This window comes from Nocardia miyunensis NBRC 108239 (genome assembly GCF_001613065.1).
In the GTDB taxonomy this organism is placed as follows: Bacteria; Actinomycetota; Actinomycetes; order Mycobacteriales; family Mycobacteriaceae; genus Nocardia; species Nocardia miyunensis.
Map to the genome: position 1 here is coordinate 49,725 of NZ_BDBQ01000047.1, position 13,150 is coordinate 62,874.

General features: G+C 66.1%; 13 protein-coding genes. 11 read left to right on the plus strand and 2 right to left on the minus strand.

Going from position 1 to position 13,150, the window contains the following annotated elements:
* The first annotated feature begins 9 nt into the window (after positions 1–9).
* The 10 genes from NM2_RS20245 (at position 10) to NM2_RS49160 (ending at position 9,825) form a co-directional block, all read left to right on the plus strand.
* A complete protein-coding gene (locus NM2_RS20245; RefSeq protein WP_067670923.1) occupies positions 10–1,104 on the plus strand; it encodes an LLM class flavin-dependent oxidoreductase in 1,095 nt (364 codons plus the stop codon).
* A gap of 221 nt (positions 1,105–1,325) precedes the next feature.
* Positions 1,326–2,351, plus strand: coding sequence for an alpha/beta hydrolase (locus NM2_RS20250; RefSeq protein ID WP_169816203.1), 1,026 nt, complete (start codon positions 1,326–1,328; stop codon positions 2,349–2,351).
* 12 nt (positions 2,352–2,363) lie between these two features.
* Complete coding sequence (locus tag NM2_RS20255) at positions 2,364–3,593, plus strand: acyl-CoA dehydrogenase family protein (protein WP_067670929.1); 1,230 nt, start codon at positions 2,364–2,366, stop codon at positions 3,591–3,593.
* Between the two features lie 11 nt (positions 3,594–3,604).
* Complete coding sequence (locus tag NM2_RS20260; protein WP_067670932.1) at positions 3,605–5,014, plus strand: MmgE/PrpD family protein; 1,410 nt, start codon at positions 3,605–3,607, stop codon at positions 5,012–5,014.
* Positions 5,015–5,047: 33 nt separating this feature from the next.
* A complete protein-coding gene (locus tag NM2_RS20265) occupies positions 5,048–5,506 on the plus strand; it encodes a hypothetical protein (RefSeq protein ID WP_067670935.1) in 459 nt (152 codons plus the stop codon).
* A 93-nt stretch (positions 5,507–5,599) separates the two neighbouring features.
* Positions 5,600–6,085 (plus strand): flavin reductase family protein, encoded by a 486-nt coding sequence (locus tag NM2_RS20270; RefSeq protein WP_067670938.1) that lies wholly within the window; start codon positions 5,600–5,602, stop codon positions 6,083–6,085.
* Entirely contained in the window at positions 6,082–7,314 is a 1,233-nt protein-coding gene (locus tag NM2_RS20275; RefSeq protein WP_067670941.1) for an acyl-CoA dehydrogenase family protein, read from the plus strand. The genes NM2_RS20270 and NM2_RS20275 overlap by 4 nt, the downstream gene beginning before the upstream one ends.
* A 45-nt stretch (positions 7,315–7,359) precedes the next feature.
* Positions 7,360–7,782: an SRPBCC family protein gene (locus tag NM2_RS20280; RefSeq protein ID WP_067670947.1), complete on the plus strand. Its 423-nt coding sequence runs from the start codon at positions 7,360–7,362 to the stop codon at positions 7,780–7,782.
* A gap of 207 nt (positions 7,783–7,989) precedes the next feature.
* Positions 7,990–9,531 carry an MDR family MFS transporter gene (locus tag NM2_RS20285; protein WP_157121195.1) on the plus strand — a complete coding sequence of 514 codons (1,542 nt, stop codon included), beginning with the start codon at positions 7,990–7,992 and terminating at the stop codon, positions 9,529–9,531.
* Positions 9,532–9,672: 141 nt separating this feature from the next.
* Entirely contained in the window at positions 9,673–9,825 is a 153-nt protein-coding gene (locus NM2_RS49160; RefSeq protein ID WP_157121196.1) for a hypothetical protein, read from the plus strand.
* A gap of 89 nt (positions 9,826–9,914) precedes the next feature.
* On the opposite strand, the gene NM2_RS20290 is transcribed toward NM2_RS49160, so the two are convergent.
* A complete protein-coding gene (locus NM2_RS20290; protein WP_157121197.1) occupies positions 9,915–10,514 on the minus strand; it encodes a TetR/AcrR family transcriptional regulator in 600 nt (199 codons plus the stop codon).
* A 115-nt stretch (positions 10,515–10,629) separates the two neighbouring features.
* Between NM2_RS20290 and NM2_RS20295 the strand changes: the two genes are divergently transcribed.
* The gene (locus NM2_RS20295) at positions 10,630–11,793 is read left to right on the plus strand and encodes an epoxide hydrolase family protein (RefSeq protein ID WP_067670953.1); all 1,164 of its coding nucleotides are present in this window, start codon (positions 10,630–10,632) and stop codon (positions 11,791–11,793) included.
* A gap of 128 nt (positions 11,794–11,921) precedes the next feature.
* Here the strand turns inward: NM2_RS20295 and NM2_RS20300 are convergent, their stop codons facing one another.
* Positions 11,922–13,097, minus strand: coding sequence for an MFS transporter (locus NM2_RS20300; RefSeq protein WP_157121198.1), 1,176 nt, complete (start codon positions 13,095–13,097; stop codon positions 11,922–11,924).
* Between the last annotated feature and the right edge of the window lie 53 nt (positions 13,098–13,150).

A 13,150-nucleotide genomic window follows, 5' to 3' on the forward strand; every position in this document is an offset into this window, starting at 1 on the left:
GGCAGCACGATGAGCGCGATCAGCGACGAGCCGGAAAAGCTCAAATTCATTCACACCTACGCGGTCGGCCTGCACACACAGGAGCCGGACTACGACGTGTACGATCCCCGCTGGCAGCAACGGCAGATCGACAATTTCGTCGAATTCGCGGGGCTGGCAGAGGAACTCGGGTACGACGGTCTCACCGTCACCGAGCATCATGCGCCGAGCATGGTGTGTCCGTCACCGAACATGCTGCTCGCCGCAGCGGCGGTGAAGACGAGTTCGATCCGGTTGGGCACCGCGGTCACCGTGGTGCCATTGCACCGGCCGATCCGTGCGGCGGAAGAGGCCGGGACGCTGGACTTGCTCAGCAATGGCCGATTCGAATTGGGCATCGGCCGGGGCACGCCCCGTGAGTGGGCCGCGCAGACGGGTCGCGACCTACCTCCCGACGAGGGCCGGCGGGCATGGCTGGAAGCCGCCGAGCTGATCTGGTTGCTGCTCACCGAACGCGACGTCACCTACGACGGCGAGTTCTACTCGGTCGACACCCCGACCACGATCGCGACCCGGCCACTGCAGGAACCACTGCCCGTGTGGGTCGGTGGAACGAGCGACGAGACCATGAAGATGGCCGCTCGCTACGGCTGGAACGTCATGCGCAACAGCGGCAGCAACGATCAGCACGCCGCGGCGGTCAAGACCTATATCGCCGAGGGAATCGCCCACGGGCACAGCCTTTCCGGTGCGAACGTCATGATCGAGCGGTTCGTCGCGATCGGGGAGACACGCGCCGAGATCAAGGAGCGCCTGGACCGTTTCGCCGGCGCCCTCGGGCGATTCCGCGGGCAGTACGAGAAGAACGGCCGGAAGCTGTCGCAAACCGACGGCGAAGTGGCAATGAGCAAGCAGGACAACGCATTGCCCGAATTGGCCATCATGGGCACTCCGGACGAGATCATCGAGAACCTGCAGGGCATCATCGACGAGACCGGTACCCGCCGCCTGCTCATCGAATGCTTCTCCGACGAAGAGTCGAGGCTGTTCGCGCAGGAGGTCATGCCGGTCCTTCGCGAGCGGAACTCCGCGACCACGGTGGCGCCGACCGGGGTCCCGGCATGACCGGGTCAGGGCCGGAGGCGGCAGCGGAGCGTAACCACGTAGGCCCCCCGGTCATGCCCGAAAAGCGCAGCATGACCGGGTCAGGGCCGGAGGCGGCAGCGGAGCGTAACCACGCAGGCCCCCCGGTCGTGCCCAGCGGACACCGCATGACCGGGTCGGGGCCGGAGGCGGCAGCGGAGCGTAACCACGTAGGCCCCCCGGTCGTGCCCAGCGGACACAGCGTGACCGGGACCGGGGTGCGTCTCGCCGATCAGGGGTGTTTCTGGGTCGGCGTGCATTACACGTCGAAGGACGGCCAGACCATCGCCGACGGCACGCAGATGTACGTCGAGTATCAGGTGCCCGAGGAACAGACGCAGCCGTACCCCATCGTCCTGGTGCACGGCGGCGGGGGGCAGGCGGTCGACTGGATCAGTACACCGGACGGCCGACCGGGGTGGCGCACGCTGCTGCTGCAGCGCGGATACACGGTGTATCTGGTCGACCGCGTCGGTCACGGACGCTCGCCGCGCAGCGTATTCGAGGCAGAGTCGGCAGGGCCGCCGGGACCGCTTCCGGCGGCGGAATTCATCGGCATGGCGTTCGCGGGACGTGACGATGCCGCCCACACCCAGTGGCCCGGCACGGGAGAGCTCGACGATCCAGCCCTCGCGCAAGTGCTCGCCTCGCAACGCCAGACGCCGTTCGACCGCGATTCGCACTACGCGGTGATGCGCGAGCGCGCCGCGGAACTGCTGGACCGGATCGGCCCCGCGATCGTGATCACGAACTCCGCGGGTGGTCCGGTGGGATGGCTGATGGCCGACGAGCGTCCGGACCTGGTCCGCGCGCTCGTGGGTCTCGAGCCCGTCGGCCCGAGCGGCCGTGCTCCGCTCGCCTGGGGGCTGACCAGTTCGCCGATCACCTACGATCCGCCGGTATCCGATCCGGCCGAGCTCGTCATCGTCGAGCGGACGATCGGGGGAGCGGTCGTCCGGATGCAGGCGGATCCGCCTCGACGGCTGCCGAACCTCGCCGACATCCCGATGGCGGTGGTGACCAGTGAGTGCTCGCCGCAGACGGCGACCGACGTGGGCACCGTCGAATATCTCCGTCAGGCCGGTTGCGGCAGGGTCGATCATCTGTTCCTGCCCGACCACGGTGTGCGCGGCAACGGGCATCTGATGATGCTCGAGCGCAACAACGACGAGGTACTGGACGTGGTGACCGGCTGGCTGTCGAAGATCGACCGGCCGATCGAGGGATAGAGGAACGGGCACATGGATTTTCGGCTGAGCGAAGAACAGTCGGATCTCGTCGGGGTGATCAAGGACTTCGGCAAGCGCGAGGTCACCGAGAAGTTCGTCCGGGAGATCATGGGCCGTCCCGCGCTCGACCGGGTGCCGTACGCGCGGGAGCAGGGCTTCATGCGCAAGCTCCTCGACATCGGTCTCAAGACGCTGGTGGTGCCCGAGGAGTACGGCGGCGGCGGAGCCGATCTGCTGACGCAATGTGTCGCGACCGAGGCCATCGCACAGTACGCGAGCGTCGCGGCGGCGTTCCTCCAGTCGTCGTGGAAACTGTGCGGTGACCTGGCGGCGTTCGGCACCGAACAGCAGAAGGAGTGGATCTTCTCGACGCTCGCGAGCGACCCGGGATTCCTGATGGGTTCGGCGTGCACCGAGCCCGGTCACGGCGTCGATCCCCGGCTGGCGAACGACGCGCCGGGATCGGGTCTGGCGACATTCGCCTTCCGAGACGGCGACGAGTACGTCATCAACGGCGAGAAGTGCTTCATCGGCAGTGTCACGACCAACCTGCTGTTCGTCTGGCTGCGCACCGACAAGCGCGGACCGCTGTCCCGCTCGATGAGCTGCATCATGGTGCCCACGACCACCGAGGGCTACTCCGTACAGCGTTTCAACGAATTCATGACCGAGGGGCTGCGGCCCAACGGAGACCCCCTCTTCGATGATGTGCGTGTTCCGGTTGCCAATCTCCTGGGTGAGGAGAACAAGGGCTTCCTCATCTGGGAAGGCCGTTCGGTGTACAACCTGCTGTGGCCCGCGAGCGTCGTCGGCGAGGCCCAGAAGATCTACGAGCTCACCAAGGCCGAGGCGAAGCGGCGCGTGCAGGGCGGCAAGCCCATCTATGAGCACTCGAACGTCGGCATGAAACTCGCCGAGATGCATTCGATGATCGAGGACCTGCGGCTCAAGGTGTACCGGACGGCATGGGAGGTCGACGAGGCGGCCAAGACCGGCAAGGTGGTCTTCGACACCCTCGGGGTGAACCTGTGCGCCATGGCCGCACACGATGTGCAGACGGGCACGGCCGCTCGCGCCGCCGAGATATGGGGCGGCCGAGGGGCATTGAAGGACCTGCCGATCGAGGGCTACATCCGCAGCGCGTGGGGGCATCTGCACGAATTCGGCACGCCCGACATCTGCCGTATCCAGTCCTGGCTGCGGCTCGACGGCTACGAGCCACTGGACAGTCTTGCGGGATAGGAGAATTCGAGATGCCCGTTGCGTCGATCAGCCGGCAGTTCGCCCGCTGGGCCGCCACCACCACATTCGATGACCTGCCGTCCGAGGTCGTCGCAAAGATCAAGTCGCTCATACTGTTACATCTCGTCGCCGGTCTGCACGGACAGGCCGACGAGCACGGGACGGCGTTGGTGCGGCAGATCGAGGTCGAGGAACACCATCCCGGCGGGGCGTCGGTCTTCGGCCGTTCGGTGCCCGTGACCCGCGGCGGGGCGGTGTTCGCCAACTGCGAGCTGTTCCACTGCGCGGGGCTCTACGACTCGTACCGCATGTTGACCCACCCCGGCCCGTCCCTGATCGCGGCCGCGCTCACCAACGCCGAGCTGTCCGGAAAGGGCATGCGGGACGTCATCACCGCGCTGGCGGTCGGCTACGAGTTCGAATGCCGCCTCGCCCACGACTTCATCCCGACCGTGTCCGCGCACGGTTTCCGGCCGTCGCCGGTGTTCTCGACCATGGGTGCGGCGATGGTCTCCGGTAAGTTGCTCGACCTCGACGAGGACGGACTGGTGGCCGCGATCGCGATCGCGGCGAACTGTGCGGGCGGACTCAACGAGGACGGCCGTGCGGGCGGCGGCGAACGGGTCATCCACGAGGCCGTTGCGGCACGGCAGGGCACCTTCGCCGCCATGACCGCGGCGCTCGGGGATATCAAGGGATCCGAGACCGTCATCGAAGGCGATGCCGGATTCCTCAACGGCTTCGCCGGCAGCCGGGACGGGCGGCTGTCGTACGTGTTCGACGGCCCGCTGTCCCTCGATCTCGCGAGCCTCACCGACGGATTGGGTCGCGATTACCGTCTCCTGCAGGTGATGTACCGGCTCTACGCCTGCTCGGGCTACAACCAGGGCCCCATCGAGCTGATCCGCGCGATGAAGCAGAAGTACGAACTCAGCGCGACGGACGTGCGGTCGGTGACCATTCGCCTCAACTATCTCGAGACGCTCTATCCGAGCCCGGCTTTCCCGAAGATCGCGAACGTCTCCGCGCCGCGGATCGGTTCCACGCCGTACTACGTCGCGCACGTGCTGCTCAGCGGCGACTACCCGATCGTGGGCCAGTCGCGCGCCGGGATAGCTTCTGACACAACGATTCTCGACTATCTCACGCGATTCACCTTGATCGGGGTGCACGGACAGCCGATGTTCTCCCCGACCATCGAGGTGGAGACGCTCGACGGCCACATGTACACCGACTCACTCGACTATGCCGACATGCTCTGGACATTCGACGTCCTGGCCGAGCGATTGCGCGGCGGAGCGGATGGCCTACCCGGCGGCGAGGAGACCCTCGACGAGGTGGTCGACCTGGTCCGCCGGGCCGAGAAGCTGGACTCGGTCGAGCCGGTTTTCGCGCTGGCCAGGTCGCGGGCTCGTCGGTGATCACATCGAGAATGCCGAGAATTGGAGGCTCCCATGGAGATTGACATCTACCTCATGCGCGGTTCGCGTCGTAGCACGTTCGTACCGGCGACGGCCGAGAGCGGCGACCTCGGCCCGGTGATCCTCGATTGTCCCGACCTCGCGGCCGCGCAGAAGGCGTCCCGCCAGTTGCGCGGAGAGTACGGCGACAGCGTCAAGCTGCTGCTGCGGGTCTCGCTGATCGGCAAGGTGCGAACGGATCGCCCCGAGGGAGTCACCGTTCGCGCGATCCCCAGAGCCGTGGCGAGTCTCGCCGCCGACATGCGGTTGCTGAACATCGCCGACGGCCTGCTGTTGGTCGACTCGACTCACGCGGAGGACCCCGCGTTGCTCGAGGCTGTCACCCGATCGCTGAGCGACCGCGGATACACGGTGGCATCGACGATCTCTGGCTGGGTTCTGACGTGTGCTTCGCCCGCCACCGCGGACGCACCGACGGCCGCGGTGGCGTGATCCGACGCAACGAAAACGAAAGGTTTCACCATGAGCGCTCCCACTCCGTCTCTGCCTGACCGGGACCTCCGATCACCTTCGGAATTCGCGAAAGTGGATATTCGACCCGAGCTCTATCGCCGAGTCCTCGGCCACCTGCCGACCGGGGTCACCGTGCTGACCGCACGCGGCGACGAGGGGCCCATCGGTATGGCGGCCAACAGCGTGACCTCGCTGTCCCTCGACCCGGCCCTGATCCTGTTCTGTCCCGCGCGTTCGTCCTCGACCTGGCCGGACCTGCGTGCGGCCGGTCGGCTGTGCGTGAACGTGCTGGCCGAACATCACGAGCCGCTGAGTCGGCAGTTCGCCGGTAAGGGCGACCGATTCAACGGCGTGGGCTGGCACGAACGCATCGGCGGACCCGGGCTCGACGAGGCCGTGGCATGGATCGACGTGGAGCTCGAGACCGAATACGACGGCGGTGACCACACCATCGCCGTGGCTCGGGTACTCGGTTTGGAGGCCGCCGAGGAGGCGGTACCGCTCATCTTCTTCCGCGGCCGTTACGGGAACCTCGCCGCCGCACGTGAGTCGGCGTGAACATCTCGGCGGTCGCGGCGCACACCACGCCCGAGCCGGACGTGACGGCGGCGGTCATGATCGAACGCGCCCGTGCGCTGCGCGGCACGCTTCGCGACGAACAGGCGGCGACCGAGGCGCGCGGCACCTACTCGCCGCGGACGCATGATCTGTTCGCGAAGGCCGGCTTCTACCGCATGCAGCAGCCGCGCGCCTACGGCGGCTACGAGTTCGACGTCGCCTCGTTCCTGAAGGTGATCGTCGAGATCGCCCGCGGCTGTCCTGGCACGGGGTGGTGTCTGTGCCTGGCCGCCGGACACCACATCGAGATGGCGAGCTTCTTCTCTCGGGCGGCTCAGGACGCGGTCTACGGTTCGGGTCACTTCGCCGCACCATTGCGTCCCATTCCGATGGGTACGGCAACACCTGTGGCCGACGGCTGGTCTGTTTCGGGTCGATGGGACTACTGCTCGGGCGCGCCGTACGCGACGCACGCGATGCTCGGCGTGCGGATCGGAACGGACGATCCGACCGCACCCGTGGGTACGGTCGTCATCCCGCGCGATCAGTGGACCCTCGTCGACGATTGGGCCGCTTCCGTACTCGGCATGTCCGGGAGCGGGTCGAACAGCATTTCCGTCGAAGGCGCCGTGATCCCCGACGAGTTCCTGGTGCCGGGATCGATCCGCGATGTGCCCACCGGACGTGACTCGCCGGGCTATCAGCTGCACGGCAACCCGTTGTATGCCGGTATCACCGACGGTTACGGAGTGCTCGAGATCGGCGCGATCCTCGTCGGCACGGCCCGCGCCGCCGCCGACGAGTACGAGCGCCTCCTGCGGGAGAAGAAGACGGCCGGTCCCAATCCGCGACCGCGGCACACCGCCGAGCAATACCAGCGCTGGTTCGCCGAGGCGATCGCCAAGATCGATGCCGCCGAGGACATCTTGCTGGCGGGCGCGGCGAAGTTCGCCGAGTGCTGCCGCGACTGCGTCGAGAATCCGGACGGCGACTGGCCCGAACGATTGGCGCGCCTGGATCTGTCGACGCACTTCGTGATCTTCGAACTCGCGTGGGACGCAGTCGAATTGCTCTTCAGTACCGCGGGCAGCAGTGAGGGCCCGCGGAACGGCTCGCGCATGCAGCGCTACTACCGGGACTTCTCGATGGCGCGCACCAACGTGTTCCCGAGGGCGACCACCGCCTCGCGCGTTTTCGCGAGCGTCTACTTCGGGTCGGACCCGGTCTGATCCGGCAGAGATGGACAACCGATACATGAAGGAGCCGAGAGCCGGATGGGACGGGTACGAGTCGAGCGCGCTCTTTCGCTGAGCGCGGACGCGGATGTGGTGTGGGAGTTCGTGAGCGACTTCTCGAGATACGCCGAATGGCAACCGCATATCGGGTCGGTGCGGGTCGGTGACGACGGGGTGCGGGAGGTGAATTTCACGAGCGGGCGCACGATCCTGGACCGCGTCGTCAGCCGCGATGACAGCGCACGCACCTATGCGTACTCACCGTTGCCGGGCCAACCGGTGCCGTCCACCGAGATGGCCGCGACCTTCGTGGTCACCCCCGACGACGGCGGCAGCACCGTCCGGTACGAGGTCATGCTCGTGCTGCCCGATGAGATCGAGGAAGCGGCGCGCGCCGGCGCGACACACGACGTCGAGACCGCGCTGAGCCAGCTCGCCGCCAGGTTCGGTGAGCGGACGTGAGAGCACCGCTGCCGAAGCGATAGCCGCTGTCTGTCCGACCCGAGAGACGTTGCGTCCCAACGTGATGACGTAGGGCAGCCGACGAAACACGGTTCCGTCCGGCGGGATGGCCCGCTGTCCGAACAATGCGCGGCGCACTACCGTCGCGGACCGGGATCGAGCGTGTGGACCAGCTGGGTTCCGAGGGGTCGATGAGGTGGAGTCCGGATGAGTGAAGACATACAAGACACACGCGCGGCGGCGGAGCCGACGGTCGCGCCGAACCGGTTTCGGTTGACCTACGCCGGGATCCTGCTGGTGATGCTGTTGTCATCGCTCGATCAGACGATCGTCAGCACGGCGTTGCCGACGATCGTCGGCGATCTCCACGGTATCGACCAGATGTCTTGGGTGACAACGGCTTACATCCTCGCTGTGACGATCGTGATGCCGGTCTACGGCCGGCTCGGCGACCTGATCGGCCGCAAGAGCGTCTTCGCCGGGGCCATCGCCATCTTCCTCGTCGGTTCCGTGGTGGCCGCCGCGGCGCCGAATATGGCTGTGCTCATTGCCGGCCGGGTGGTGCAGGGCGCCGGCGGTGGCGGGCTGATGATCACCGCGCAGGCGATCGTTGCGGACCTCGTGCCGCCGCGCAAGCGTGCGACCTATCTGGCGCCGGTCGGGGCCCTCTTCGGCATTTCCACCGTCGCGGGTCCGTTGCTCGGCGGGTGGTTCACCGACGGCATCGGGTGGCGCTGGTGTTTCTGGATCAACGTGCCGGGCTGCCTGCTGGCGCTGGCCGTATGCGTCTTCGCCCTCGAGCTTCCGCGCAGGTCGGGGAGAGTCCGCGTCGACTATTCGGGCATCGTGCTGATGGCCATCGCCGTCGTATGCACGGTGCTGGTAGCCGATTGGGGCGGCACCGCCCATCCGTGGTCCTCGGCGCTGATCCTCGGTCTGATCGCGGGTGCGGTGGCCGGATGGATCGCGTTCCTCTGGTCACAGAGTCGCGCGGTGGAACCCATAGTTCCCTTGCGGCTGTTCACCAATCGCATTTTCGATATCGCGACCCTCATCGGCATGATCTGCGTCGGCGTCGGCACATTTGCCGCGATCAGCTACTCGCCGACATATATGCAGATGGTGTACGGATACAGCGCGTCGCGTTCGGGATTGCTCATGCTGCCGATGGTCGCCGGCATCTTCGGCGCCAGCTCTCTCTCGGCGACGTTGATGAGCCGCACCGGGCGATACAAACCGTTCCCGATTCTCGGATCCGCGTTCGTGTTGATTGCGTCATTGCTGTTCGCGTCGTTGCGGACGACAACTCCGATTTCGGTTTTCTGTCTCTACCTGTTGGTGCTCGGGGTGGGTGCGGGATTGCTGTTCCAGACGTTGGTGCTCGCCGTGCAGAACGCGTTCGGCTATTCCCTGGTGGGCACAGCCACGGCCGCCAACAGCTTCTTCCGGGAGATCGGCGCGACCATCGGCGTCGCGGCCGTCGGCGCGGCCTTCACCAGCCGGGTCGTCGAGCACCTGGGCCACCGACTGTCGGTAGGCGACCGAAGTCTTGTCGGCCCGATCGAAGCCGTCACCCCGGCGCTGGTTCACGGGCTTCCCGCACGCCTGCGGAGGATCGTGATCGACGCCTACCACGACGCCCTGATCCCGATTTTTCTCTACATGGCACCGCTTTTCGTCATCGGGTTGGTGCTGGCGTTCGTGTTGCCGGACAAAAGGCTCGCCGACTCCAACACCGATGACGAGTAGAACCATCCGCTGTCACTGTGGGGCAGGTGAGCAGCTGAGCGCGGGGGAGTGCGCCCGTGCTAGTCACTCATCCGGTCCTCGGCGAGAGACGATGCGGCCGGTATCGAGTCCGGGATTTCCACATGTACGGCGCCGCCGTCGATGCTGACCGGGTACGTCCGCAGATCCACGGTGGCGGTTGATATTCATCTGGTGCCGGTGATCTCGGAGCTGGACTTCCTCACCGAGCAGGACAAAATCGACATCTTCCAAGCTGGGAACTGCCACCAGCGCATCTCCGTCCTCATGCGGTAGACCGTTTCGGGGTAACGATGTTTGATGCGAAAGCCGGGGACAAGGTGTGGGTGCCGCGTGACGGCATCATCTCCGGAAGATGCTGCGCGTCACGGCTGTCCGCCCACGAGAGCTTGTGCGCGTGGCTCGGGAACTCCCAGCATGAGCAGGCTGGTAATTGTTGCCGCGCCGGCGTCGAGGGTCTCATTGGAACGGTGGTTGTCCGCGATGGCGAACACAGCGGCATAGGCGAGTTGGCTGAGAATGTCCGCGGGCAGGTGTCGTCCGAATACTTCGGTGTCCTGGCCTCGTTGCACGAGGTCGGCAAGGATCTTGTCGACCGGTCCCAGTAGGGCGTGGATCTCCTCGCCGTACTCGCCACGCCGAAGCGCCAGAAGCACTCGGTACCGGTGCGTCAAGGGCCACACGCGGGCGATGAAATCGACCCATGCCGCCTCGACTCCTCCGTCGGACGCGTTGACCTCGGTGAGCACGGCGACGATCTCGTTTACCGCCCGTTGCGCGAGGTTCCGCACGAGGTCGGCGCGGGTGGGGAAGTGGCCGTAGACGGTGCGGCGGACCACGCCGGCGGCGGAGGCGATGTCGCCCATGCCGGCGTCCGGGTTCTGCCCCAAGACCTCGAGTGCGACGTCGAGGATGAGACTCCGCGTGTCGTTCATGGAGCGCGCCCGGGCGGATTCGATCTGCACCTTCCAATCATTGCACAACAGTGTGCAATGAAGTAGATTGCACACCGGTGTGCATTACACACTCGTGTGCAGCGGATCGCCGCACCGTGAAGCAAGAGTTCTGGAGAACAGGCCAATGACCGCATCGACGCCCGCACCCCCAAGCCTCGTCCGCCCATTCACCGTCGCGATCTCCGACTCCGAGATCGAAGACTTGAAGCAGCGACTGGCCAGAACGCGATGGCCGAACCCGGAAACCGTCCCGGACTGGTCGCAAGGTGTCCGCTTGGAGAATGCCAAATCGCTGATCGACTACTGGCAGCGAGAGTACGACTGGCGGCGATTCGAGTCGGAACTCAATCGTTTCCCGCATTTCCTGACCACGATCGATGGGCTCGATATTCACTTCATCCATGTCAAGTCCGAGAATCCGAATGCGATGCCCCTCATCTTGACGCACGGATGGCCGGGTTCGATCGTCGAATTCCTGAAACTGATCGGCCCGCTGACCGACCCGGTGGCATTCGGAGGAAACGTCGAAGATTCCTTCGACGTGGTCGTCCCGTCGCTGCCCGGATTCGGTTTTTCCCAGAAGCCGACCGAGACGGGGTGGACTGTCTCCCGCATCGCAGCCGCTTGGGCGGAACTCATGACGCGTCTCGGCTACGATAACTGGGCCGCTCAAGGTGGTGATTGGGGTGCCGTCGTCACTTCTGCCCTCGGGGTCCTGCGGCCCGAGGGACTTATCGGAATTCACTTGAACACTCAATACGCTTTTCCCGCACAGGTACCCGACAGGTTGTCGCCCGAAGAGCGCTACGCCGTCGACACCCTCGCCCTCTACACCGGTGAACTCGGCGGATCGAACCACCTTCAGGCCACGAAGCCGGAGACCGTCGGATTCGCTCTGGCAGACTCTCCGGCAGGCCAGGCCGTCTGGATCTACGAAAAGTTTCAATCCAAGACGGACAATCACGGACTCGCCGAGGACACTCTCAGCACCGATGAGATGCTGGACGCAATTTCGCTCTACTGGTTTACGAACAGTGCCGCCTCATCCGCCCGCATCTACTGGGAGAACAAGTCGGCCAGCCTCGCCGGGCCGAAGCTCACGCTGCCGGTTGCGGTGACTGTGTTCCCACGGGACATCCCGCGCCTGCCGCGAAGCTGGATCGAAGACACCTATGCCGACTTGATTCACTACGGCGAGGCCGACAAGGGCGGACATTTCGCAGCCTTCGAGCAGCCCGAAATCCTGGTCAGCGAAATCCGCACCGGCCTGAGGAGCCTTCGGTCCTGAAACGAACCTCCTACGGTCACTTCGGCCAGCGAAATCGCCAGTCCGAGAACGCGCGTGGAGATCTCGGCGACGAGCCTTGTCTCACCTTGGCACACGTCCGCGCCGGTAGCCGCGGGCCCTGGCCTTCATCACCGCGACCGCCGGGGAACCAGTGCGGTGACCGCGAGCGCGATCAGCATGACGCCGTAGCCGGTCGCGGTGGTCAGCAGGCCGATGCTGGTCGCGATGACGCCCGCCGCGACGGCCGGGATGCAGAATGCGAGGTAGCTGAGCACGTAGAACGCGGCGACGAGTTTGCCGCGTTCGGTGGCCGGTGCGAGCGGGAAGACGGTGCGGGTAATGCCTTGAAAGCTGGCGCCGAAGCCGATCCCGGCGATCACGGTGCCCGCGAACAGCAGCGTCGGTGACCCGGCTTGGATGGCCGCGATGGTCACCGCGATACCGATCGCCAGCGCGGCGGCTGCGAAGCGCATCACCCGGGTGGCCGCGACCGTGCGCAGCAGCCAGATCGTCGCCGCACCGACCCCGGCCAGTGTGAACACCAGCAACCCGCCGAGCAGGATCGAGTTCGAGCCGGTGACCACACGGACCAGGCTCGGGCCGAGGGAGAGGTAGAAGCCGCTCAATGCCCACGCCGCGATGTCCAGCAGCGCGGTGGCCGCGAACGCGTTCCGCGCTGCGGCCGGGACGCCGACATGCGGCCGGATCGCCTGCCGTGCGCCGGGCATCATCGGCGAGGTCTCGGTCACCATGATCGTGCCGATCGCCTCGACCGCGAACAACACGATCAGCACCAGATACACGGTTTGGCGCGGCCATGGCAGGAATTGGACCAGCGCCGCGGAACCGAGTCCGCCGACTGCCAGACCCGCCACCGGAGCAACGCTGTTCACGATCGGCCCGTGTGGTCGCTCCGCGTCCAGGATGGCGGCGGCCAGCGCACCGGTCGCCGCGCCGGTCGCGATGCCCTGCACCATGCGCGCCGCGATCAGCAACGCAACGCCGTCCGCGGTGCTGAACACCAGCATGGCCACCGCGTCGAGCGCGATGGCGGCGAGGATCACCGGGCGGCGTCCCACGTGGTCGGACAGGGACCCGACGGTCAGCAGCGCCAGCAACAGGCACACCGCGTAGACGCCGAAGATCACTGTCAGCATGCCCGAGGAGAACGCCCAGCGCGCCTGGTAGACACGGTAGAGCGGGGTCGGCGCGCTGGACGCGGCGAGGAACGTCAGCATGGTCGCCGCGGGCAGGGCGGTGGCCAGCCCGGACGATATGCGCCGGGTGGCCGGAGCGATCAGCATGGAGAACCCCCACGTCGTTTAAAGCGAATACTGTTGCTTTAGTGGACGGTACA